This window comes from Chitinophaga flava (assembly GCF_003308995.1).
Taxonomy (GTDB): Bacteria; Bacteroidota; Bacteroidia; order Chitinophagales; family Chitinophagaceae; genus Chitinophaga; species Chitinophaga flava.
The window spans coordinates 1,834,698-1,859,824 of the sequence record NZ_QFFJ01000002.1; the positions used below are offsets into that span (position 1 = coordinate 1,834,698).

Consider the following 25,127-nt stretch of genomic DNA (forward strand, 5'->3'; position numbering starts at 1 on the left):
ACCAAATATAGAAAAAAGCTACGCTAAACAGAATAACACATTGATGTTATATGTGAAGTGACTGAAATGTTACCGCTTACGTTTAAGAAAATTTCTTACGGGTTCATCAAACAGCTTCATAGCGCCCCATCCAATACCAATAAGGATTACCACGGAAGTTGCGATGACAATCGTCAGTGTAGTCTGGTCTGGTTTACAGGTTTTCAGGTAGTGTGCAAAAATCCAGATGAAACCATAATGTGTCATGTATAATGGGTAGGATATCTTTCCGGAAAAAACGCATAGGCGCTGCAGTGAGGGTACTAATCTGGCTCCTGCACCCAGGGAAATCAGCAACGGAAAATAAAATAACACGATGAAAAGTTCTACTGCCCAGTTGTTTGGGAAATAAGGTACAAAAAGCCCCATGAGCAACAACAGTGTAAGACCCGGGAATCCGAGCCTGTTCCGGATGATCAGCCGGAAACGATATATCAGCATACCCGCCAGGAAAGAGTAGGAGAGCCGCGCACAGCCATCCATAAAAGAATCTTTTCCCCATCCGCCCATCAGATTACCGGCACGATGTGCTGTAAATCCCAGTGCTATCGCGGCCACAAAAGCCAGCACCATCAGCACATAACGGTTCACTCTCCAGAGTATCAGACCATAGAAAATATTGGCCACATATTCCCAGAATAAAGACCAGGAAGGTGCGTTAAAACTGAACAGGTTAAAATACCGTTCCGGCATTACCGGAAAAGGTATCAGCAGCAGAGAAGTGAGCAGGAGCAGTGCCGTTTTACCGAAGCCGTAGGCCGCAGGCGGAGCCATAAAAGGATCTAACAGGAAAGTGATCAAACCCATGACAGTGCCCAGTATCACCAGTGGATGAAGGCGTATCAGCCTGGCCCGGAAAAAGTCTTTAATACGCATCTTCTCCATACGGTCATCGTAGGCGTATGCGATCACAAACCCCGACAGGCAGAAAAAGAAATCTACCGCCAGAAATCCACGTCCTGCAAAGTTTTTACTGTAATCGGGAAACACGACTTCCATAAAATGGAATATCACTACTACTACAGCGGCGATTCCTCTGAGCCCGTCAAGGATCTCAAAATGTTGTCTGGTGGCAGGCGATTTTGCGGGCTGCACTTGTTCTGTTGTCATTGTTCCTGTTTCCATCTGTTCCTCCGGTATCAGTAAAGAATCCGCACAAGATAAGGTGTAATGACTTTATATGCAAACCCGCTGCGGGTGTCAGGAAATATCGAGCCCTGCATCCAGCGCCAGCTGTTCATGCTCACGGGCTTTGGCTTCGTCTTTTACGACATCGTTGTAAAGGTATAAGCGGCGCAGTTCGAGATGTGCATTGTCTTCGCCTAGTTCCGCTGCTTTGATGTAATAGCTGATAGCTTTGCGTGGATCGGCTTTGCAGCCAAGGCCCAGCTCATACAACCTGGCGAGGTTGATGGCGCAGTAACCGTCGTTGTTTTTAACGCCGCTTTTATAGGCGTCAAAGGCGTTGTTGTAATCTTCTTTCTCTTCAAAAAGATAACCTACGTAGCTGTGACAATCGTAACCGAATCTGCTGGCATATACAAAATGCCGGAGTGCTTTTTCGTAGTCCTGTGGCACTTTTTCGCCGTTATAATAAAGCATCGCAAGGTTATAATATGCATGCGGAACATGATGTGCAGCGGCTGTTTCGTACAGGTCAAGGGCCTTACGGATGTCGGGGGCGGTACCGTTGCCATGCTGATAGCAGTTGGCCAGTCCGTTGGCTGCATGCGGTGATCCGGCCTGTACGCCACGGGAGTACCAATCGAAAGCAATGGTTTTATCGATATATCCTTCCGCTGTTTCATACAGATAACCAAGATCATTCATGGCCTCTCCGCTACCTTTGCCGGCAGCCATTTTGTAATACCGGATGGCCTCTTCATACTGCTGTTTTTCGAATGCCTCAAAGCCTTTCTGGTACAGCAGGTCGGCAGGGACGGCATCGCCGGCCAGAGCAGTGAGCATAGCCAGTTCTTTTTCACCATAACGGTAACGCTCATCAGGACCTATTTTGGCCGCAATATCGGTGGGCGTCAGGGGGGTAATATGTCCATCGGAACCGATGCGGAAGGCTGCATCGGTGTTAATGGCCAATGTTTCCCATTTGTCCTCACCAAGCCAGATGACATCGGAAATAACAACCTGATATGCTGGTGGAACCAGTGGCTGACCCATAAAATAAAGCCCTTCCTTTTTATCTTTTGCAATGATATAGGCGTTTGGATAGACGTGATTGATACGATCGAAGCCCATTTCCAGTATCCATCCTTTTGATGCAGAATATACGCCGTATTTGCCCTGCTGACGGACAATCACTCCGTCTTCCAGGCCCGGTGCAATCTCCTGGTAAACGGTGGGCAACAGCTGTTGCCCTTCGGTGGTAGCAAGGCCATGCAGCTGCTGTTTCTTTTTGCCCTGCTGTTGCTCCTGTATGGTACGCAGCAGCGGTGAATGGTTGAAGGTTCCTGTCCATTCTACCCGGACCGTGTTGTCATCGCCTATTCTGGCGAAGGAGGGAGGAGTGTAAAAGTGTAATACACCAGAAAGATGAGGAGCCTTGAGCAGCGGCATGCCATCTACATAAGTTATCTCCATATCGGAATGGAAATCAAAGGGTAGTTTTAGCTGGCCTGCTGCATCCATAACAGCATATTTTCCATCCCTGCCGGCGGCATACAGCTGCGGATTTTCAGCAATGATGAGTATTTCATCATAGCCTGTCACAGGTGTTGTAATACCCGGTTGTATGAGATATTCTTTCCCGTTTACCTGTACTACGGCCACACCGTTAGCAGCATCGAAGGCATCATCAAAAATGATGTCTGTAACAGGCTGGCCCTGGCGGTTTACATAGCCGTATTTACCATCCCGTTTCACGACGGCTAGCGCTTCATTACCTGGGAAAACAAATACTTCATCATACCCGGCCGGTATGATGATATTCCCTGCTGTATCTTTCAGGCCCATCATGCCGTTTTCTGTGAAAGTCTGCTGTTCATCTTCTTTCTCTTCTTCATCATCAGCATAATATCCTGACTGTATCACTTCCCACCCATAACCATATACGTTGTTACTGAAAAACTCCCGGAAGGATTTAAATCCATAAGGATTTTTGCGTAGGTCCGGGCATTCATTGAGCAACGTAGGGTCGTTTGCGTTAATGGCAGCCTGAATGCATGCGTTGGTTTCCTGTATAAGTGACAATAATTCGGCTGCTTGTTCAGCATGAGGCTCGTTGTCCATATTAAACACGTCCCAGGCATCAAGGTGAAAGCTGTTGTAGCGGGCTTTTGTATCAAGGAAACTGAAGATTTTTTCTTTTTGTTCCCGGAAGTTTACAGGATCATCGGTCAGTATATCCGCATGTTGTTCTATAAAATCGTAAAAGCCGCTGAGGGTACGGATACCATCAGGACCGTCAGCATAAATGCCACCACTATCTCCATTGTATAACGGTGTTCCAAGATAAGGAGCGCCTGCAAACAAAGGATGGAGGAAAAAAGGGAATTCATATTTCCATTCCATCATCATCAGGTTATCGTTGCCATTGCCACCGATAACGGGTAAAAGCTGGTACAGAGTACCGTTTTCACGGGCTTCAGGAATGACGTGGTTTTCCGTGTTGTTAAAGTTGTAAAGATAGATACGGTACGACATCTCGAATATTTTTATTTTCCGCTCAGGTTCGTTGTGGACGGGTTATTTAACAAAGTGCCAAGATGTGTATTTTTGTGGCATTGGCCAAATTTTTTCTGGATGGGGGGCTCGTAGTAAAAAATACAGGCGTTCCCTGGGGATTTTCCTCATAAGGTAAATGGTACGAAATAAAGAGACAGATATAAAAGTTAAAAAAGGCTACTTTTACATCATCGTAACTGGTGTTGTTTGTAACAGGTTAGTTTAGTGGCCAATCTCAATTCAAAGAGACAGTTACTGTGGCATACAGTTTTGTTTACCTATAATGATATACTTATGAAAGGCATGTGAATGGTACCTAATGAAATACTCTGTATTGGCTAGTTTTAGCTGTTATATCCAATAAATTTTTTATACCTGTTTAAAATACCCTGGTAAATAACGGGGTGGCATATATTATTTTTTCCTGATGAGAAGTGTTTTTATCTCTTGCCTGCAGCAGCAAGAGAATGCTTCAAAAGGAGCCGCAGGTGATGTAGTAAAGAATGCTACCCAGAATAGTATTAATAAAATTCATAAATGAATAAAGTAAAGTTAGGTTTAACATTTGTTGTGATTGTCGGAATTATTGTTGGTGCTCTGTATTGGATTGCTAATAATGCGAGTAAATCAAAATCAGATAAGCTGGAGCAGATAAATAAAAGCTATGGCTACTCTAAAGGAATTATTATACGGAAGCAATCTTATAAAGGCCATAGTATAGAAGTAAAATATCAGATTGGAAGTAAGGAGTATCAGTATAATGGTGGATGGGATAGTAATCCTCATAATTTAGGGGAAGGAGATTCCATTAGTTTTCGATATGCCTTAGATACTCCTGAGTTGATAGTAACAGAATTGGATAATGGATATTAAGGATTTTGGTTGCTCTAAGTAAAAACAATAGACCGCGTCTACGGCTCTTTGCTCTATCGTGAATATGCTTTTTAGTTTTGTTATAAGTAATAGCCATATCGATGAAGTAGTAAATTTTTTCTTTCTCCTCCTCCGGTAGGGCTTCAATATCTTCTATTCTTTTAAGTAGTTTTTTATCCAGTACCATGCTGGTAGAGCCACCAATCAGGTAATTCACTGATGTTCCTACTCTTTTTAAGCTGCTTACGCTGCGTAGCAATATGTTCACCAAAAGTCATAAAAAGGTACTTTAAATACCCTGTAAAAGCAGGGGGGTAACAAATTTAGTTACTTATTTATGCTAGTCAAAATAAATGAGTATTGGTTGATTAAAACCAATCCATTACCAATTGGTACTATAAAATATTTTTCCACATGGGAACAAAACAAATCCGACTAGTCAAGTTACACATGAATAATAAACCTGTCTTTGTTTTTTTGCTTCTCTTGTTGGTGTCTATCAGCAGTTGCGACCTTATAGGTTATAGTAAAGCGATCAGTGAGCAGGCTGAAATGAGATTTAATAGGAGCCGGACTTTTATCAACAAAATTATGTTTAAGGGCAACGTTATAGAGAAGATCAATTGTGAAAATTGCGATCTAACAAACTATTTTATCAAAATTAAAATTGATTCAATTTCAGAAATACCATCTCTATCAAGAAGTAGTTATAATCCCTATTACGAATTTCAGTTGCAACCTCATCAGGTGTTGACGATTTGTGTATCGAAGGAGCTCTTTGATGCTGTTGAGCAGGGCACTGGTGTGTTGAAAAGTGCCAACAGTAGTAATTTAAGCTTTGATAGAAAGCAAATGTTGTTGATAGGCCAGGAAGATATGAAGTGGTTACCGCGCTCTTAACACTATATAACACTTCTCCCCCTATTCTGGCACGCTTTTATCATCTATACCTGCAGGAACCCAAACTGCTGCAGGGTTAAGGGCTCCGCCAACACATCACAACTATTCAAAAGCTTACGATCATGAAAATGTTAAAATTTCTCATCATAGCGATAGTATTGATCTCTGGTTTGAGCGGATGTCTGGTGGTACACGACAGACCAGGCTATTATCACCGCCCGTATTACCATCAACACTACTATGGGCATGGCTATTGGCGGTAAAAGAAAGGAGGCCGCTACCAACGGCCTCCTGAATAAACCACCTTGTTTTATGCTTTAAAAAACCAAACCGACCATTATACTTTATGGCTGAGCCGACAGCGCTGATTCCAGCGCTGTCTTTAGGTTACTTTCAGACAATACGCCTGTATGCCGCCATATTTCCTGGTTATTTTTCATCAGCACCAGCGTGGGCACTGCCATAATCTGAAAACGGGAAGTGAGGCCCTCTTCTTCATCAATATTCACGCGGGCTACCTGTAGCTGAGTGCTCATCTTTGTTTCGATGGCATCCACTATCGGGGATAATACTTTACAGGGACGGCACCAGGTCGCAAAAAACTGTAATAAGGTTGGTGAATCTCCTGTTGTTTGCTGACTCATATCTTATCATTTTATGCCAACAAAATTAGGATAGACCTTACCAGAAAAATGATACGATCCGCTGCACTTTTGGTACAAACGGCAGTTTTTATCAGGAGGCATGATGACGATGCTGCTGGCGATACTGCGCCGGCGTGATACCGGTATGTTTTCTGAAAAAACGGCTGAAATAGGATTGGTCTGCAAAGTTCAGATGCGTAGCAATACCGGCAATGCTCTCATTGCTCTGAATGAGCTGTGCCTTGGCTTCCGTTATCAGTTGATGATGAATGAAACTGCTGGCCGGATTACCAGTGATCTCTTTGACAGTATCATTCAGATAGTGAGGGTGAACGTATAATAACCGGGCGTAGTCCGTAACCTGCTTCCATTCCATGTAGTGGCGGGAGACCAGGTTTTTAAAAGATGCTACCAGCTGCTCTTTTCTTGGCAATGGTGTGGACACTTTGTTTTCGTGAGACAGATAAGCCCTCTCTGCTTCTATCAGCAGCACGTTGAGGTACAGACGTACTAACAGGTCGTCATTAAAACGCTGGCGCTGACAGTATTCTGTCTGCAGTTTCTGAAAGAGGCCCACCATGTCATCCATTTCTTCCCGTGATAAATCAATAAAAGGAGGGTGATCATGCTGAAAAAACGGATATTCATTCAGCTTCACCTGGTTTTTCAGGCATAACAGAAAATAGTCTGCATCAAAGATGCAGTGGTAGCCCCGGATGTCTTCACTCCAGTGATGAATGGTATGCAGCTGATATTCGGGGATAAAGTATAGCATGCCGGCGTTAAAGGTATAAGTGTGGGAGCCGATGGTCTCCCGGCTGCTGCCAGCTGTGAGGAGTACGGCAGTATAGAATTTCCGCCGGGTACTACTGAAGGAAGACTGTTTATGCAGTTGTTTGAGCTGTTCCAGTGTGGCGATCTCCAGAAAATTACTGGTCTGCCTGCCACTGGTATAGTTACAGGTATCACAAAAAGAATGATCCGGACTGGATAGGTATTCCTCCTTAAAATCCTGTGGATTGCTGACTTCGCGGAAAGTATTTTTTAGATAACTCATCTCATCACTTTATGGCGGCGGCAGCTAATCCGCCACGGTCCCGTTTGTATAAGGCAATTCCGCATTGCGCGGAATTGACAGTTAAAGGTACGGAAAAACAACTATTCAATTAAATTATTGAATAGCTGTTTGGGAGATGAACACGTTTGTTGTATTTTCCCAAGGCATTAGCATTCTATGAACAACACAATACTGCTGATTCCTGAGAAAACGGACATCGAATTTGAACAGATAGTGGCCGCCTGGACCCATAGAGGTGGCCAAATTAGAAGACTGGGTAAATACTGGATAAAAGATGAAGAACTGGTCCGTAGCAAAATTGCCATCTATGGCAATCAGGCCTTTGCTTTTGTGCTGGCCCAGATATACGGGGTAGACCTCCTTTCCCCGGATGATACCCTCATTGCCTCCTTAGAGCATCAATGGACCAAACGATCAATTACGCTCAGCACTGTAGGGCAAATCAGCGCAACAGCCTTCCCCGTTTTTATTAAGCCGGTGGTACCTAAAATATTCCCGGCCGGCATCTTCACAACACTGAATGCTTTCCTTCAGGCAACAACCGGACTGCCGGAAGATGAGGCGGTGATAGTGGCTGCAGCAGTGGCGCCTATCACAGCTGAAGCCCGTGGTTTTGTGCTGAATGGCCATCTGATCGACCTCGCCTTATATGAAGGAGAGGCCGACCTTACAGCAGGTGCCTTGTTTTTAACCGCTTTTATCCGGGAACACGGCCATCAGCTACCTGCTGCTGTAATTGTTGATATTGCCTGCAACCCGCAGACGGGCTGGTTTGTCCTGGAGTTTAATGCCTGCTGGGGTGCAGGACTCAACAACTGCGAGGCTGAGAAAGTGATGGATTGTATCATTTCAGCCACCATCCATCCTGCCTCACCGGCTGACCTTCCTGCGGGCGAAAGCTCTCAGTAATAAAACCAGACTGATGATCGTCATCAGGGCGGCCACCAGATACGGCATACCCGGAAAGTACACAGGTGCTGCGCTATGGGTAGCCCAGGCAAAACTGTTGGTCATCAGTGGTGGCGCAATCAGCGTGGTCAGTCCCATCAGGCTGCCGAGAGCCCCTTGCAGCTCTCCTTGTTCATTGTCTGGCATAGCGGCTGCCATAATGCTCTGCATGGCGGTACCTTGTACACTGCCCGCGATGTAAATAATCAGTGCCGGAAAAAGCACCCATTCCCAGGCGGTGAAAGCAAACAACAGATAGCCGGTGATCATCAGCAACAGGCCCATAACAGCCAGCTGCTTATCATTCAACACCGGAGTGAGTTTGTTGACCAGCCATGTTTGTGATATGATAGACAGTAAACCGACGAATGCGAGGGAATAACCTATCAGCTGATTGCTCCACCGGAATTTTTCTATGGTGAAGAAAGCCCACACGCTTTCCATGCTATGCGTGGCGATGGACACAAAGATCATGGAAAGGATCAGCGATTTTACCAGCGGGAAGCGGGACAGCTGTTGCAGCGCACCTAGCGGATTGGCTCTCTTCCAGTCAAACTGCCGGCGCAGGGCTTTGTGCAGTGATTCCGGGAAAAAGAAATAACCGAACATAAAATTGGCAAAGCTCATAGCTGCCGCCACTATAAACGGGGTATGGGTGCCAAACTGTCCCAGGGTGCCGCCTATAGCAGGGCCTATGATAAAGCCCAGTCCGAATGCGGCGTTGATAAGTCCATAGTGACGGGTTCTGTTTTCATCTGTACTGATATCGGCCACACAGGCGGATGCTACCGCATAACTGGCTCCAGTAATACCGGCAATGGTTCTGCCAACAAAGAGCCACACAATGTTAGGGGCAAAAGCAAGAAAGAGGCAGTCAATGGAAAAGCCTAATAAAGACAACAATAAAACGGGGCGTCTGCCATAGTGATCGCTTAAATTGCCCAGCACCGGCGCAAAAATAAATTGCATCACAGCATAGGCAAAAGCCAGCCATCCACCGTATCTGGCTGCTGTACTGATATCTGCATGAAGCAGATCACTGATCAGCTGCGGAAGTACCGGAAATATCAGACCAAAACCGGCAGTATCAATTACAACAACAAGGATAACGAAGAGTAAACCAGACGGATATACGGATTTCATATGTTAGATGACAATAAATATAAGTTAGGAAATAATCATGAAAAGAAGCCTGGCAATGGGAGAGGGCCAGGATAAAGAGGCGGGAGCCGCCGTATGTGTTTAATTATTGTCTCATGATACAGCGAAGGTAATGAAAAGCATCAGGATTTAATACAAGCGTCCGGGTGTTTTACGTTAAATTGTTTTCCTAAAGCCAATAGCGTCATCGGCCATACCGGCGGCGATCTCTGGTTTATCGGTGTCATGCCCGGAACACAGCGTCAGGGCATTGGCCGTCAACTGCTTCGGGAGGCGGTGGCCCATAGCGGGTGCCCTGTCTACCTCGAAACATCCATGAAGGAAAACGTGCAATGGTACAGGAAAAACGGCTTTGAGGTGTACCATTATGCAGACCTGTACATGCTGCGGACCGTCTGAACTCCGGGATAATGTTGGCTGCTACAGCCGAATAAAACAGTATTAGTTGGCCTGGTAACTATCGGGCAGAAAACGCTTTTTTTCTTCCCGCCACTTGATAAACATAATATGCTGGGCGAATTCCAGGAACTGATAGTCTTCTATCAATGCAGCCAGGGTTTGCTGCTGCTCTGGACTACGTCCTTCTCTTTTACGTGTCTCTTCATAGCGGGATAGCCCTTCCTGCAGGGAGCTGGTCATGGATTTTACCAGTTCCGGGAAGGCGGCAAAAGCCTCTTTCATGATAAGTTGACCTCTGGGGGTCTGTTTCAGCTCCTGTATACGCTGATGCGTCAGAGCCGGAAATGCAGTTCCTGTCATCTGAAAAGTTCGGCCTACGGTCATTGTTTCGATTTTGCTCATTTAGGTTAATCAGGTTAAACCAGGCACTTTATACCCGGCGATATGGATTAGAGTGCAGATTTCAGGAAAGGTTACAAAATGTGGACTTTTTTTGTAACTTATTGAGACTTTATTCATCTAATAACCGAATTCAATGAGTATCATTTCGCCTATTGACACGCTTACAGACAATGAAATCATTACCAGGGTACTGGCTGGGGAAAAAAGGTTGTTTGAGCAACTGATGCGTCGCCACAATACCAGCCTGTTCAGGATTGGGATGTCTTTCCTGAATAATGACATGGATGTGGAAGATGTGATGCAGACCACCTATATCAATGCCTATCAGCATCTGGACAAATTCCGGCAGGAGTCTGCCTTCGGTACCTGGCTGAAAAGGATTCTGATCAATGAATGCAGCCAGCATCTGAAAAAAGCGAAAAACATTGTCGGCGAAGATATCACGGGTATGGAACATCATCCTGATACTCCTAAAACCAAAGAAACGCCGGTGGATACAGTTATTAACAAAGAACTGGGTAAAGTGCTGGAAAAGGCACTTCTGAGTATCCCGGAGAAATACCGGGCCGTGTTTGTATTACGGGAAATAGAACAGCTGAATGTGGCAGAAACCAGTCAGGTGCTTAATATTTCGAAGGTCAACGTAAAAGTACGGCAGATCAGGGCCAAAATGATGCTGCGGGAACACGTTGCTAATTTCTACAAAAACGATGTGGTGTTTCCGTTCCATCTTATCAGATGCGACCGGATTGTCAACAATGTACTCAGGGAACTGGGTATTCATTAATGATAATATATACAGTCAAAGCGGAGAACAGGAACATATCCTGTTCCCCGCTTTTTTATGCCTGCAGGTAGAGGCTTGGATAATCCAATAAATAATATGTATTTTTCCCCCATGCAACATGAATGGGAAAAGGAAAGTGAACTGCTGCTGCTGGTCGCCGAAGGAGACCAACAGGCATTTACCGTGCTGGTGAAAAGGTATCGCCGTAACGTATATACTACGGCGTTAAAGCTGTTGCATCAGCCTGTGCTGGCAGAAGAAGTGCTGCAGGACGTATTCCTGAAAGTTTGGTTGAAAAGGGCAGAGCTGCCCGAAGTAACGCATTTCCCGGCATGGCTCAACGGGGTAGCCCGTAACACCATCTATACCGCCTTCCATCGTTCTTTAAAGGAAAAGGTAAGCCCTGTTGGTGTTTTGGAAGAAAATATACAGGCAGACAATAATGCAGAAGATCCGCTGCTGGATAAAGAATACACACAACTGCTGGACAAGGCTGTCTCCCGTCTTCCACTCCGCCAGCAACAAACCTACAGGCTTATCCGTCAGGAAGGCTTTAAACGTGCCGAGGTGGCCGCCATGCTGGGTGTTTCTCCGGAAACGGTGAAATTCAACCTGGATGAAGCCAACCGCAAAGTAAGAGCCTATTGCCTGGCACAGCTTCCCCTGGGCGCTTTACTACTCCTCATGAACATCAGATAAAAAAAATCTGGTGACCCACCCCCCCAAGGGATATTTTTTTAGAGACTATAGTTATAGATGCGTATGCATCTTTATGAATGGTTATGCAGGAAAGAGTAGTCGTCCTATATCAGAAATGCCTTGCAGGCACAGCAGATGCTGCTGAAAAGCTGGAGTTGTCACAGTTGCTGGAGGAGCCAGCCAATGAGGCCCGGATCAGGGCGGCTATCGACGACCTGCTGGCAGCAGATAAACCGTTGGAAGATATTCCGGAAGAAACCATGGGCTCTATGCTCCGGGCGATCTTTGAGGCTGCCGAAGCCACCGGGCCTGTTCGTAATAAATCTCCGAGAAGTATAGCACGGCGCGTATGGTGGGCTGCAGCTGTAGTATTAGGGGTAGTAGCGACCACCTGGTATGTCCGGCAACAATACAGGACAATGCCTGAAAGTGCACCAGTGGCCATTCAGGCAACACCGGGATATAACAAAGCTGTACTGACGCTTGCCAGCGGCGAAGTAGTGCTGCTGGACAGCGCCGGCCAGCAGCAGCTCAGTCAGGGAGCCATTTTAGCACAGCAACAAGGCGGACTGCTTACCTATAAACATACCGGTAATAAAACCGAAGCTGGATACAATACACTGAGTACTCCCCGTGGAGGCCAGTTCCGGGTGGTACTGCCCGACGGTACCACCGTATGGCTGAACGCAGCTTCTTCCCTGCGTTACCCGCTTGCCTTTACCGGCAAACAGCGCCTGGTGGAAGTAACCGGAGAAGCCTTTTTTACAGTAGCTCCTGATGCTGCCAAACCTTTTCATGTGAAGGTCAACGGAGTCGTAGAGGTAGCGGTACTGGGCACCAGCTTTAACATCAACGCCTATACGGACGAACAATATATCCGCACTACTTTGCTGGAAGGGGCTGTCAATGTTACCAAAGGGGCTACTACGGTAAGATTGCACCCCGGACAGCAAGCGGAAGCTTCAAACCGGGCGAATGGTCTGCAGGTGGCCACGGGTATAGATCCGGCCCAGGTGGTGGCCTGGAAAAACGGGGTCTTTGATTTTAACCGTATGCCGTTGGATGTGGTAATGCGCCAGCTCGCCCGCTGGTACGATATCGAAGTGGCTTATGAAAAAAATATCCCGGACATCACTTTCTGGGGAAAAATGGGCAGAGACCTGCCATTGTCTGATGTATTGCTGATACTCGAGAAATCACAGGTACATGTACGCCTGGAGAAGAATGGTAAAAAACTGATCGTCATACCGTAATCATTATTATCAGCCAACAGAAATTGCCCGGGCACCTGGATGCCCGGAAGGGAAGTATTTTTTGTGAATCTTAACCAACCATTGCATCAATGCAAGTAAATCACGTCAACCACCGGCGTATGGGAGGCTGCCGAACAACGGCAACTATCCCCGCCGGTAAGTTATCAACCGGAATCAACCGCAGGAAGCGCATCATGCTCCTGCTCACCACGGCCTTACTGCATGTTTCCTTTTCAGTAATGGCCCAGGTGGTCACTATCAAAACTGCCGGTGCTCCGCTGGAACAGGTATTTACAGACCTTGAAAAACAAACCGGATACACCGTGGTAGCCAACTACGACATCATCCGCAAAGCCAGGCCGGTAACGGTAACAGCCCAACAGATGCCGCTGGAAAGTTTTCTGTCGGCCGTACTCAAAGATCAGGGGCTGGACTATTTTATCCGTAGTAAAACGGTCACGATTACACGAAAAACAGCCGACAAACAACCAGCCGCCGACGTTACTGCTATACAAACAAATCCAGCAGTAACCGGCGTAGTCACAGACAGCACCGGCACGCCACTACCCGGTGCCACCATTGCGATACAAGGCAAACCGGGTTTCGCTCCCACCGATGGAAGTGGCAGGTTCAGCATCAAAGCTGTCCCCGGAGAAACGCTGCTGGTCACTTTCCTGGGATATCAGCCGGTATTGGTAAAAGTAATGCCCGGCCAGCAGGATCTGCATGTGATCATGAAACCGGTCGTCGCCCAACTGGGAGAATATGTGGTGGAAGTCAGTACCGGTTATCAGAAACTGAAAAAAACACAGCTGACAGGCGCTTTTACCGTGATAGATCGTAAAACCTACCTGCAGAGCGTACCGGTAACCGGCAATATCATTGAAAACATGGAAGGACGTATGGCCGGCCTCGTACTGAATATGAACCAGACCGGCGTCACCGATCCGTCCAATGCCAGCCCCTTCACCATTCGCGGCGTATCCACCTTTCAGGCTGTCAAAAAACCGTTGATTGTATTGAATGGTTATCCGACAGAAATTAACATCGAATCACTGAACCCTTATGATATTGAATCCATCACTGTTCTGAAAGATGCTGCCGCTGCCGCTATCTATGGCGTACGCGCTTCCAACGGCGTAGTAGTGATCAATACCCGCAAGGGCCTCGACAGCAAACCACAGTTCCATCTTACGGCGGCCATGACGGTAAAGCCCAAACCAGACTATCGCAAACTGGGACTGCTGACCGGCAAAGGATACGTTGATTTCGAAATAGCCAGTGCCTTCAATTCCATGAAAAGGGGAGAGCTCTCCAAAGAAGCACTGGACGCAGCCAATGGTACCTATACCCCTGTTTTCAGCATTGCCGATGATCTGTATAATGGCCATATTACACAGCAGGAGGCGGATAAGCTCCTGGCTCCCTACGAACAATACGATAATACGGACGATTATAAGCGGTTGTTCCTGCAGAACCAGCAGCTACGTACCATCGATTTCAGCTTTAATGGCGGTAACCGCAATGCCACGTATTTCCTGGGTGTTAACCGGGTAGATAATCAACGGGGAGAAAAATTTTCCGCCTTCGATAAAACGAGTATCAACTACAGAGGTGCTTTTGATTTTATGAAGATATTCACGCTAGACGTACAGAGTATTTTTTCAACGCTGAACGATAAGCGGGTGCCTATTCCTGAATATACCTCCTTCCGCCCTTATCAGCATTTTCTGGATGATGCCGGTAATCCGCTGCCCGCTTATCTGTCGCCGTACAACGACTCCTATTATGGATTTGATGGACAATACGGTACCATCAGCCCGGAACGAAATGCTGAGAACATGAAGATGGGATTGTATGATACTTATTATTATCCTTATCAGGAGATGTTTGAATCCAGCACCCACCTCAAACAAAATATTTACCGTCTGCAAGGAAACCTGCGGGCTAAGGTGATGCCCGGGCTGCAGCTGGAATTGGGGGGCGTGTTTGAAAGACAACAGGGCACACTGACAGACTGGGCTTCTGAAAATGCCAATCAAACCCGGTTGATGCTGAACTATTATGCTGCCAGGGACCCTTATACCGATAAACCGCTGTTTCGTTTCCCACAGGGCGGTGTCAATAAAACCACGGAAAGCCTTATCAATACCTATACCGTCAGAGGTCAGGCCACCTATAACAAACTGTTGAACGATAAACATGACCTGTCATTCCTGGCAGGTGGTGAAGTGCGCAGGCTCACTACTTCCAGCAGGCTGAGCACCGTTTTCGGATATGATGGTAACACCCTTTCCATGAAACCGGTAGACCTCAGCCTGATCGGTAACCGGGAGGTATCTCCTGAATACAAAGATGTGTTGATACCGGTAGACTATGGTTACCTCGACGACTATACGATGTTCAGGGACTTCTTCAGGGAAACTTACCAGGATGACCGGTTTATTTCTGGTTATGCCAATGGTGGTTATACCTATGATGAAAGATATAGTATCACCGGAAGCCTTCGTATAGATCAATCGAACCTTTTTGGTACGGACCCCCGTTTCCGTTATACGCCGTTGTGGTCTGCCGGTTTTTCCTGGAACCTGCACCGGGAGCAGTTTATGGCGGTACATACCTGGATCGATGAGCTGAAAATGCGGCTATCTGCTGGTTACAATGGTAATATCATTAAGCTGAGCGGACCTTATACCATCCTGGGCGCTGCGATTAATAATCTTACACCTAATACACTTGTAGGTTATGGTATCAAAACACTGCGTAATAATCAGCTACGCTGGGAGAAAACGCTGAACTACAATGCCGGACTTGATTTCGGGTTCTGGCAGCGCCGCGTGTATGGCAGCATCGATTATTATATCAAAAAAGGAACGGATATATTTTCCAGCCTGGGGATAGATGCCACCAAAGGCATGTCCAATGCGGCTCTCAACAATGCTTCCATCATCAACAAAGGTCTCGATATCAACATTAATACGGTAAATATCTCCGGGAAAAAATTCAAATGGCAAACACAGGTCACTGGCTCCTTTAATCAGAGTAAAGTGTTGAATGTGGCGAATCAGTTTACCGGCTTCTATGATTTTACCCGTGTAGGTTATCCGGAAAATGTAGTGGGGTATCCTATCAGTGCCGTGTTTGCCCATAACTATCTTGGGCTGAATAAAAACGGGCAGCCTATCGTGCGGGGAGAAGATGGCAAACCACTGGTGCTGTCTTTTGGACCGCGGGTGGATGTTCCTTTTTCTTCCCTGAAATATATGGGTGTCAATGATCCCCGTTATGTGCTGGGCCTCAACAACCGTTTTGATTTCGGTGATGTAAACCTGTCATTCCTGATCATGTACTATGGCGGTAATGTAGCCCGTGTAAAACCACCATCCATTTTTGGGGATCGTCCGCTGGAAGGAATACAAAACTATTGGAAGCAGCCTGGTGATGAACAGCATACCATGATACCAGGATTACCGGTGGAATACGGTGAGCCCGGATACTATACAGTAAGAACCGGTTATGATTATGCGCAACAGTTTTTCCGGAAAATGGATTTTCTGGTATTGCGCAATGTCACACTGGGCTGGGATGTGAATGAGAAGCTGGCTAAAAAGGCAGGATTGCTGAATCCGCGGCTGGTGTTCCAGGTACAGAATCCTTTCAAATATGTTTTCAGTGGCAATGATATAGATCCGGAGACGCTCAATTATTTGTCTGGTACCAGAGGCCTGCCGGTTGTTCCGGCATATACCCTGTCCCTGAATGTTAATTTTTAAAATGCATCCAATGAGAAAACAGTTGTTACTATATATTATGCTGCCGGGCTTAATGAGTCTGGCAGCCTGCAACAAGTTCCTGGACGTGAAGCCCAAAGGTGTGATCATCGCCAGTACTATCAATGATTATGAGGCTATGCTGAATGATGTGGATATTGTCAACAGTTTTGGTCTGACCAGTCCATTGCTGGCTACCGATGATGTAACCGATCTGAGCCTGTCTCCCAGGAATCAGGTGTCGGCTCCTGCTAATCTGTATTTCTGGAATCCTTATATCAATGCCTCCCCGGAGAAACCGGATATATGGCTGGACCTCTACAAACGTATTGCCAACCTGAATGTAGTAACAGAAGGTGTACTGTCTGCAGAAAACGGTACGATGAAGAAAAAACAACAGTTGTATGCCGAAGCATTGACCGGCAAGGTTTTCTGTTATATGCACCTGTTGTCCTTTTTCTCACCGGCTTATGATCCGAAAACAGCCAATAGCGTATATGGCGTGCCTTATATTACATCTACAGATATCAGCGTGCCTACGCCGGAACGTCCTGCCCTGGAGCAGTCTTATCAGCAGTTAATCAATGATCTGCAGCGGGCCATTCCGGATCTGGAAGAAACTAATATCAACAATACCAGGCCTACTAAAACCGTGGCCTATGCATTGCTCAGTCGTTTGTTCATGAATATGCAGGACTATCCCCGTGCCTTAAAATATGCCGATTTGGTGATCGCCAATGGGAAGGCTGCCGTAGTGAATTATAACCAGTATCTGGGTCGCTCATTGCCACCCACCAACAACAGCCCGGAGGAAATACTGGTACGATATGCCAACAATCTTACTTTCCGTTATGCAGCAGACCTGATTAATTGTTATGATACCACTGCAGACCTGCGTATCCGCTTTTTTGCAAAACGTAATATAGCAGGTAATCCCGGTGCGCTCAACTACAGCAATTTTTTGTCCTACAATCCCAACAGGGGCATTACCTATCCTGAAATACTCCTGAATAAAGCAGAATGTCTGGCCCGGCAGGGAGATATTACGGCAGCTATGGATATTGTCAACAATGATATACGAAAGAACCGTTTCACGCCGGCCAGATATCAGGAGCTGACTGCTACCAGCCGGGAAGAGGCAATAACGGCCGTTCTGGCGGAAAGGCGCCGGGAACTGGCGTTCAAAGGTGTACGCTGGATGGATATGAAGCGGCTGGACCAGGACAAACGTATGCCCGCTGTAAGACGTATAGCCGCCGACGGTGTAACGGTATTGGCTACCCTGGAACCGGGCAGCCTGCGCTATACCTACCAGATACCGTTGCAGGTACAATCTTTCAACCCATATATGCCGCTAAACAAACAATAATTGTATATGAATATCAACAAACGAATGATGTTAATGATTACAGCCGTACTGGCTGGATCAGTGTCAATAGCTCAACAGCCGTATCAGTTGAGTGGAAAGCTGCCGGGCGTAGCAGATGGTGTTAAAGTATACCTGGAAGATATTTATTCCAGTAAAAAATATCTGGATTCGGCGGTTACCCGGGATGGTGAATTTGTGATCCGGGGTACTCATCCATGGGGAATGGTACATCATTGCCGCCTGCTGATAGATCGTAATCCCGGTGTGAAGAAAGACAGTAAGCAGGTGATTCTTTTTATGGGAGATGAAAACGTGCAACTGTCTGTACCGCATATTGATAGTATGCCCGGCTATTATTACAATACAGGAGGAAGTAAAAAGAATGTTCGTATAGAGGGGGCTGCAGAACAGGCGTTGTATGAGACGTTTCAGGCAGAGAATCAGTCATTGTCTGCAAGCATCGGTGAATGGAATGATCAATATATGCGGGAATATCATCTGCCGGCGCTGGATGGCAAATTTAATACCGCCAGAGGAATAGAGCTGATGCGGGCCATCAAAAATGCAGAGACGGAAATGAATACAAAAAAGATGGCTTTCATCAAGCAGCATCCAAAGAATCTTGTGTCTGTCTTTATGGCGCAGGGGTTGCTGTATACGGCCAATTCGCAATATACTGCCAAAGAGATCGATGAGCTGGTAAACAGTCTGGATGGTTCCCTGGCAGCTTCTCCGGCGATGAAAGCCATGAAAGAAGTTGCTGTTGCAGCAAAGGTAGTAGCTAAAGGTACCCGGTTTATCGATATCCCGCTGATAGATGCAGCAGGTAAGCCCGTGAAGCTGGCGAAGTATGTAAAGCCCGGTCAGTATAATATGCTGGAGTTCTGGGCTTCCTGGTGCGGACCCTGCAGAGGTGAGATACCGCATCTGCGCCATCTGAATGAAGTGGTGAGCAACAAAGACTTCAACATCATCAGCATCTCCATAGATGAAAAAAATGCAGACTGGCTTAAAGCCCTGAAAGAAGAGAAAATGGTGTGGACACAACTCTGTGATACCAAAGGATTTAACGGCCCAGTGTCGCGTCAGTACAAAGTTTCCGGGGTACCATTTTCAGTAGTGCTCGACAAAAACGGCCGGGTGGTGTCCAGTAATATACGCGGTGGTGAACTGGATATGGTGCTGAAAGATTTGCTGGGAGAGAAGATCACTGCTTTCTAAAAACAAGCTGCCTCCGGAAACGGTAACGCCTATCCCGAGTGGGAGAAGTGCAATCCTCTATTGCTATATTTCAACGGGCTGCATTTTGGAAATATGTTTGGATGGAGTATCAAATGAATTACCTTATATTTACATATTCCTCTTTAAATATTTTCCGAGATGCAGTTTGCACAAACCACTACACAGATTTTTGACTCTGAGAAATGGAATGGCCAGTTGTCGGAGTTGAGTCAATCGTACCAAGGGGCGAACCCTTACCCACATATCGTTTTAGAGAATTTCCTGGACCCGGAGGTGTTGGATGAGTGTGTTGATGAGTTTAACAAGCTGAATGAATCAGATGGTTGGATCAATTACACACACTACAATGAGCGTAAGAAAGGGCTGAACAAGCTGGACATGCTGCCGGCGACCATCAGAAAAACCATCCATGAACTAAATTCGCCGGAGTTTCTCGCATTCCTTAGTGAACTGACAGGTATCAAAAACCTGATAAAGGATGACTTCCTCGAAGGAGGGGGCATTCATCAGTCCAGGAGGGGAGGATTCCTAAACATCCATGCTGACTTTACGGTGCATCCCCACCACCGGCATTGGCAGCGCCGGGTGAATGTCCTGGTATACCTGAACAAGGACTGGGAAGAAGAATGGGGTGGCAAGCTGGAACTATGGGACCGGGATATGAAGGCCTGCAAAAGAAAGGTACTACCCGTTTTCAACCGCTGTGTGATCTTCAATACAGATGCGGACTCCTACCATGGGCATCCGGAGCCGATGACTTGCCCGGAAGATGCTTTCAGGAGGTCTATTGCGTTGTATTATTATACAGAGGAAGATAAACCTTTTCGCAGGGCTACCCACTATATGGCCCGTCCGGGTGAAGGCTCCAAAAAACTGATGGTGAAACTGGATAACGCCATGGTAGCCCTTTATACCGAGATCAAAGGCTGGCTGGGCTCCAATGATAAAGTGGTGAGCAGCGTGCTGCGGTTTTTCTCCAGAAAAAAATAAAGTATCCATACTAAAAGGACCGAAGCGAAGATATCAGTATTCTTCGCTTCGGTCCTTTTACATGTATGTTTTGATTCCTTTTACTTTGTTACTTTTTCCCGCTTCAGGAACACAAATCCGTTCTTCCGGTATAGCTCCAGTATACCAGTATGTTGCAGGTATCCTTCTACGCGGTCTATTTTAGTAACGAAATAGGCTGGTTTATCGATATCGCCCTTCAGCAGCCATTCTTCGCTGTAAGCATTTTCATTGGCGGGTTTTTCCTTGTGAGTGTAGAAGAAGGGGGCGTAGCTCCAGTAGCCTAGTACGGTCACATAACAGTCTTCTCCTTGTCGGGCCTCAAAGAAGTCGATGGCCGCGCCTTGTGAGTAGCGTTCTACCTTGGGCACAATGATGGCCGCAGCCAGGAAGATCACCAGGGCTGTGCCGCCAAAATAAGTCCAGGCAGCTTGAGTGAAGCGTTGTTTGCGGAGCATCACCACACCTACGATCAGCGTAATCACCATCAGGGTGCCTACCGCGCCTTCCCAGCCGCTCCAATGTACGTCAGCAGCCATATTGGCCTGTGCAAAAGGGTCTTTCACATAGGGGATGAGTTTTTTCAGGTTCAGGGCCACCAGGGTTACGCCTAACAGGGCCACAGCCACCAGCACACCCAGGATGGTAACGAGTACGCCTATATATTTTTTATAAGGCATCTCTTTCAGATCCCATTTATAAAAAGTGTAGGCCGCCAGGAAGGTAACCGGGAACCAGGCCAGCGATGAATAGTGGATGATACGGGACTGTACAATGGAAAAGAGGAGCGTCACCACCCAGAACAGTATCACCATCCAGCGTTTGAAATCTTTGTCAGAACGGCTGCTGGCGGTAGTTTTGAAAAAAGAAGGAATGGCGAAGATGGAGGAGGGAAAGCAGCCTATCAGAATCACTACGTAATGGTAGCCGAAAAAGCCCGCCTGTCCTGCATCATGGGTAGTGAAGAGCCGGTACTGGTATTTCAGGAACTCGGTAATGAACCAGGGACCATTCTTCCAGGTCTCCCATCCATACCAGGTACAGGATACTGCCGTAGCCACCACCAGGAACAGCAGTGCATGGCCCCAGCCAAAGAAGAACCTGAAACGGTTCCAGATAAAGTACACACCCAGTACCAGCAGGAATACCATCAGTGCTACCTGCCCTTTGGTGAGGATAGCCAGTCCCATGAACAGGCCCGACCATACGGCATAGAACAATGGTGTCCTGTTAAGACCGGGTTTATCGTAGTCATTCCGTTTCCAATGATAAAGAATGAAATAATACAGGGAGATAAAGGTGAAGAGGTTGAACCAGGGGTCAATGATGCCTGATTTGAAATACATATTCGGAAACAATGACCCGCCATAAGCCAGTACCCAGAGTATACCGAATTTCCGGTCGTACAGCCTGGACCCGATAAGGAACAATGTTACCAGGGTAACGATACCGCATATCGCATTGGGAAGACGGGAGGCAAATTCATTAATGCCAAACAGCTTCATGGCTGTACTCTGCATCCAGAAAAACATGGGAGGCTTTTCCCAGAATGGTTTGAAGTTGACGTAAATGCGTGAATAATCATCCAGTTTGATCATTTCCCGGGCACATTCGGCGAAATTGATCTCATCCCAGTCGAAGAGATGCACCCGCCCCAGGAATGGAATAAATAGCAATGCGGCCACTACAGCCAATAATACAACGTTCGAAACTTTGATTGCACGCATATTTGTGAGCGTTTTTTTGAGATGGTTTTTCTGGGAAAAAATGAGTTCATAAATATAGGTTCTTTTTTTTCGCTCTTTGTATTTTAGAGAATTAGTTTTTTATGAATTCTGACCATTCAGCAAACGGCTATTAATTTTTCTTCGACTACCTACTGGTAGTAAGGGTCCATGATGTTGGACGGCTGGTAGTATTCCTTTCTCCACAACTGCCCGGGATTGATGCTGCCATTGAATTCATTGCTGTAGACAGCTTCCTTGTTGGAATGATAGTAGAGTACGAGCCGCAGGCGTGTTTTTTGAGCGCCTTCATATACGGGGCAGGTTAATTGCCAGTATCGTTGCGATTTGAGTTTAACCTCATAGTAGCTGTTGCCACACCAGCTACTGGGTAAAAATTCAATGTCTTTCCACTCGGAGCCACATCTGGCCTGCATCTTCATATCCAGTCGGTTATCCTGACTATCAAAGGCAATCGTGGAGTCGGTAGTATTGTATATAAAAACAGTATATCCTTTGTAGTTAGTGTCAAAGGTGTCCCTGGAAGTGGTATCCACCTTTATCTGCAGCTGACGAGGCAAGAGAGGGCTGTTCATCGGTATGGGTTTGGGAGCGGGCCATTCATGCTGGTAAAAAGCCATTTTTTCATCCCATTCTTCCATCACCCTGAAGTATCCCCGATGCATATAATCGATGTTTAAAGGTGGTTTGTTAGTATTCTGTTTTTCCTGCCAGATGAATTTTCCCTGTGGATTAAGATAAGCGAGCTTGCCCTCATGCAAACATAGTATTAGCCCACTTTTAAATCCTTCCGGACTAATATTGTCAAGCGTAAGCGGGAGCAGTGTTTTACCTGTTCTGTCTGCCATGCCGATGAGGCGTGTTTTTCTGTTGCTATCATAACCCCGGAAGAAAAAACGATCGGCAGTCATTCCTTCGGGGATAATTTCTTCGTATTTCGGACGGATAACATAATTGCCCATCGTGTCGATCATCCCATATTTATCATTCACCCTAACAAAAGCATAGTTATATTGAAAGCCTTCCCGCTGATAACCGTGATATTCTTTTATCGTTTTGCCTTCACCACTGATCAGGAGGACAGCATCTTTTGCCTGAAAGAAAATCCTGTTACTGCTGAATGATCCGTCGATCCGGCGATTGTCGTCCTGATAAAGGATATGCCCGTTTTTATCCATAAAGCCGTAGGTGTCGTTACCATAGTAGGCTGTTTTATTGAATATCAATTTGCCTGCTGAAAATTTATCGGTGCTGATCTTGCGGAGATCCAGCCGGAATAGCGCTTTTCCGGTTGAATCCAGCACTACGGAAGTATTGTTGTTGCTGTCAGGCTGTTGTAGCTCGGCGAGCAGATAGCCTTCATCCAATGACTTAAAATTATCATATTGGTGAAACGCTGGCAGTGGCCTTCCCTGGCCATCTGTAACAAAACTTTTCTCGTTGTCTCTGGTTACCAGCAGCAGGTTATGGGTCACCGGGGTGATGCTGTAAAAATTGGTGTCCAGCAACAGTTTTCCTTTCCTGTCAATAAGGCCGCTGTGTCCGGGCCTGTGGTCAATAATGGCTACCCCATTCCGGAACGGCCTGCAGCCCATATATCCGGGTGGTATCACTTCATGGCCGTTTTTGTCTATATATAGTCCCTTATCTCCTTTATACACCAATGCCAGCCCATCGGAAAACGGTGTCGCATAATCGTAGTTGGGCCGGATCACCCATTCTCCTTTTGCATTGATATAACCATACAGTCCGCCTTCCCGGACATTGGCAAGACCCTCCGAAAAATCCTCGCCGACAGCAAAACGGGCAGGGATAACAATTTCACCCTGTTGGTTGATATAGCCTGTTTTGCCATTTTCCCAATACAGGGAGAGAGGCGAAGAAGGGAAATGACAACTGTTGAAAAGATAGACACAAGTAAAGAATATCAGCAGGAAACGGAACGTTTTCATGGCATAGGTGGTTGGGTACACAAAATAGGGACTTTTATAACAGCTTATGTGTATTAGACAGGATTTAATCCGGCCAATCAAAAATTTGCCATTACAACTTATTCTTAGGGTTATCGCATTCCGCCGGGTTGAAAAAAGGCGATTAACTCTTTTGCAATTTTTTCAGGACTGTTGTCGTTATCGGCGGCAGTATGTCCCAAACCGCGCAATTCTACACGCTTTGCTTGCGGCAAAGTGGTGCTTAATGTATCAAGTGCAAGTTTAAGGTAACGTTGGCTCCTGGTCCCACCCATCAGTAGCATTTCAGCTTTAATTTCTTTACACCGATCTATAATTTCAGGTGATTCACGCACCAATATGAGATCGTAATGCAGGGTTGATATTAAGGATTTCAGGGGCACGTCATCACTCGCTTGTTTCTTTGCATTTGCGTTTATAGCAATATTTAGCAATGGTGCCATAAGAAAGCCTGGCAAGGCTGTAAACAGAGAGGGGTCGTCGGTGCCTTTTATGGCCGTGAACATTGCTTTTCCAAAGTTTCCGCGGGAGAGAGCTGATTCATAGCGACTGGCCCAGGCCGCAGGGTTAGTTCCATTGACCGGGATCGGAGGTTCGTAGAGTACTACTTTTTTAAGCGCTGGTTCTATGATTGCCGTTTGAAGTGCACAAATAGCACCAGAACTAAGTCCAAATATTTTATCCGTTGCCGTCTGATGGATTAATGCCTGCAAATCCTCGCTTTCTGATCCAATGCCATAGTTCGGGCCAAACGGACCGCTTAAGCCGCGACCCCGCCTGTCTGGAATATAAACAGTGAATTCATTGGATAAGAAGCTGGCAAGTTTCATGAAATTTTTAGAGGTCATCATCCCGCCATGGACAAGAATAACTCCCGGCCCGGAACCGGTTTGTCTATAACCAACGCTTGTTCCATCCTTTGACACAACATAGCCGGTAGTATATTTCTCTAAGGTGGGCATTGCCTGATCTGGGTTTATAATTTTAAAAATACGATAAAGTTGTGATGCCCCGGTTCATTTCTTATACCTTATTTAGTATAAATGGTACCCCTGTTTTATTATTCACTTCGTTTTCATTAAACCAGCGCATCTTTGATCATCACCAGCCTTAACCTGGATATTGGGCATGGGAAGTGGGTGCAGTTGTAAAGAAAATG

Annotated in this window: 21 protein-coding genes; 12 read left to right on the forward strand and 9 right to left on the reverse strand. The window is 46.3% G+C overall.

Annotated features, from left to right (window positions below):
• Positions 1-69: 69 nt before the first annotated feature.
• Positions 70-1,149, reverse strand: a complete 1,080-nt coding sequence (locus tag DF182_RS23675; RefSeq protein WP_113618261.1) for an acyltransferase family protein — start codon at positions 1,147-1,149, stop codon at positions 70-72.
• A 90-nt stretch (positions 1,150-1,239) separates the two neighbouring features.
• Complete coding sequence (locus DF182_RS23680) at positions 1,240-3,699, reverse strand: SEL1-like repeat protein (protein WP_113618262.1); 2,460 nt, start codon at positions 3,697-3,699, stop codon at positions 1,240-1,242.
• Positions 3,700-4,257: 558 nt separating this feature from the next.
• On the opposite strand from DF182_RS23680, the gene DF182_RS23685 reads away from it, so the two are divergent.
• From DF182_RS23685 to DF182_RS32555, 3 genes are all read left to right on the forward strand, one after another.
• Positions 4,258-4,593, forward strand: coding sequence for a hypothetical protein (locus tag DF182_RS23685; protein WP_113618263.1), 336 nt, complete (start codon positions 4,258-4,260; stop codon positions 4,591-4,593).
• A 414-nt stretch (positions 4,594-5,007) separates the two neighbouring features.
• Positions 5,008-5,493, forward strand: a complete 486-nt coding sequence (locus DF182_RS23690; RefSeq protein ID WP_113618264.1) for a hypothetical protein — start codon at positions 5,008-5,010, stop codon at positions 5,491-5,493.
• 122 nt (positions 5,494-5,615) lie between these two features.
• Positions 5,616-5,756, forward strand: a complete 141-nt coding sequence (locus DF182_RS32555) for a hypothetical protein (RefSeq protein WP_153260012.1) — start codon at positions 5,616-5,618, stop codon at positions 5,754-5,756.
• Positions 5,757-5,837: 81 nt separating this feature from the next.
• Here DF182_RS32555 and DF182_RS23695 read toward each other — a convergent pair whose 3' ends face one another.
• Positions 5,838-6,137 (reverse strand): thioredoxin family protein, encoded by a 300-nt coding sequence (locus DF182_RS23695; RefSeq protein ID WP_113618265.1) that lies wholly within the window; start codon positions 6,135-6,137, stop codon positions 5,838-5,840.
• 91 nt (positions 6,138-6,228) lie between these two features.
• On the reverse strand, positions 6,229-7,194 hold the full coding sequence (locus tag DF182_RS23700) for a helix-turn-helix domain-containing protein (protein ID WP_113618266.1): 966 nt from the start codon (positions 7,192-7,194) through the stop codon (positions 6,229-6,231).
• 177 nt (positions 7,195-7,371) lie between these two features.
• Here DF182_RS23700 and DF182_RS23705 point away from each other — a divergent pair, with 177 nt between their 5' ends.
• A complete protein-coding gene (locus DF182_RS23705) occupies positions 7,372-8,124 on the forward strand; it encodes an ATP-grasp domain-containing protein (RefSeq protein ID WP_113618267.1) in 753 nt (250 codons plus the stop codon).
• Here the strand turns inward: DF182_RS23705 and DF182_RS23710 are convergent.
• Complete coding sequence (locus DF182_RS23710; RefSeq protein WP_113618268.1) at positions 8,086-9,306, reverse strand: TCR/Tet family MFS transporter; 1,221 nt, start codon at positions 9,304-9,306, stop codon at positions 8,086-8,088. The two genes, DF182_RS23705 and DF182_RS23710, sit on opposite strands and share 39 nt — an antisense overlap.
• 204 nt (positions 9,307-9,510) lie before the next feature.
• Between DF182_RS23710 and DF182_RS23715 the strand changes: the two genes are divergently transcribed.
• Positions 9,511-9,723 (forward strand): GNAT family N-acetyltransferase, encoded by a 213-nt coding sequence (locus DF182_RS23715; protein ID WP_262511119.1) that lies wholly within the window; start codon positions 9,511-9,513, stop codon positions 9,721-9,723.
• Between the two features lie 42 nt (positions 9,724-9,765).
• On the opposite strand, the gene DF182_RS23720 is transcribed toward DF182_RS23715, so the two are convergent.
• Positions 9,766-10,125 (reverse strand): hypothetical protein, encoded by a 360-nt coding sequence (locus DF182_RS23720; RefSeq protein WP_147243529.1) that lies wholly within the window; start codon positions 10,123-10,125, stop codon positions 9,766-9,768.
• 133 nt (positions 10,126-10,258) lie between these two features.
• Between DF182_RS23720 and DF182_RS23725 the strand changes: the two genes are divergently transcribed.
• The 7 genes from DF182_RS23725 to DF182_RS23755 all read left to right on the forward strand — a co-directional run bounded on the left by DF182_RS23725 (position 10,259) and on the right by DF182_RS23755 (position 20,235).
• A complete protein-coding gene (locus DF182_RS23725; RefSeq protein ID WP_113618271.1) occupies positions 10,259-10,912 on the forward strand; it encodes an RNA polymerase sigma factor in 654 nt (217 codons plus the stop codon).
• A 111-nt stretch (positions 10,913-11,023) separates the two neighbouring features.
• Complete coding sequence (locus DF182_RS23730) at positions 11,024-11,611, forward strand: RNA polymerase sigma factor (RefSeq protein ID WP_161964236.1); 588 nt, start codon at positions 11,024-11,026, stop codon at positions 11,609-11,611.
• An 83-nt stretch (positions 11,612-11,694) separates the two neighbouring features.
• Positions 11,695-12,864, forward strand: a complete 1,170-nt coding sequence (locus DF182_RS23735) for a FecR family protein (protein WP_161964237.1) — start codon at positions 11,695-11,697, stop codon at positions 12,862-12,864.
• 89 nt (positions 12,865-12,953) lie between these two features.
• Entirely contained in the window at positions 12,954-16,637 is a 3,684-nt protein-coding gene (locus tag DF182_RS23740) for a SusC/RagA family TonB-linked outer membrane protein (RefSeq protein ID WP_113618274.1), read from the forward strand.
• A 10-nt stretch (positions 16,638-16,647) separates the two neighbouring features.
• The gene (locus DF182_RS23745; protein WP_161964238.1) at positions 16,648-18,003 is read left to right on the forward strand and encodes a RagB/SusD family nutrient uptake outer membrane protein; all 1,356 of its coding nucleotides are present in this window, start codon (positions 16,648-16,650) and stop codon (positions 18,001-18,003) included.
• Positions 18,004-18,009: 6 nt separating this feature from the next.
• Positions 18,010-19,224 carry a TlpA disulfide reductase family protein gene (locus DF182_RS23750; protein WP_113618276.1) on the forward strand — a complete coding sequence of 405 codons (1,215 nt, stop codon included), beginning with the start codon at positions 18,010-18,012 and terminating at the stop codon, positions 19,222-19,224.
• A gap of 159 nt (positions 19,225-19,383) precedes the next feature.
• On the forward strand, positions 19,384-20,235 hold the full coding sequence (locus DF182_RS23755; protein WP_113618277.1) for a 2OG-Fe(II) oxygenase: 852 nt from the start codon (positions 19,384-19,386) through the stop codon (positions 20,233-20,235).
• A gap of 80 nt (positions 20,236-20,315) precedes the next feature.
• Here the strand turns inward: DF182_RS23755 and DF182_RS23760 are convergent, their stop codons facing one another.
• From DF182_RS23760 to DF182_RS23770, 3 genes are all read right to left on the reverse strand, one after another.
• Positions 20,316-21,980: an ArnT family glycosyltransferase gene (locus DF182_RS23760; RefSeq protein WP_113618278.1), complete on the reverse strand. Its 1,665-nt coding sequence runs from the start codon at positions 21,978-21,980 to the stop codon at positions 20,316-20,318.
• Positions 21,981-22,129: 149 nt separating this feature from the next.
• Positions 22,130-23,950, reverse strand: a complete 1,821-nt coding sequence (locus DF182_RS23765; protein ID WP_113618279.1) for a WG repeat-containing protein — start codon at positions 23,948-23,950, stop codon at positions 22,130-22,132.
• A gap of 110 nt (positions 23,951-24,060) precedes the next feature.
• Positions 24,061-24,930: an alpha/beta fold hydrolase gene (locus tag DF182_RS23770; RefSeq protein WP_113618280.1), complete on the reverse strand. Its 870-nt coding sequence runs from the start codon at positions 24,928-24,930 to the stop codon at positions 24,061-24,063.
• Positions 24,931-25,127 lie beyond the last annotated feature (197 nt).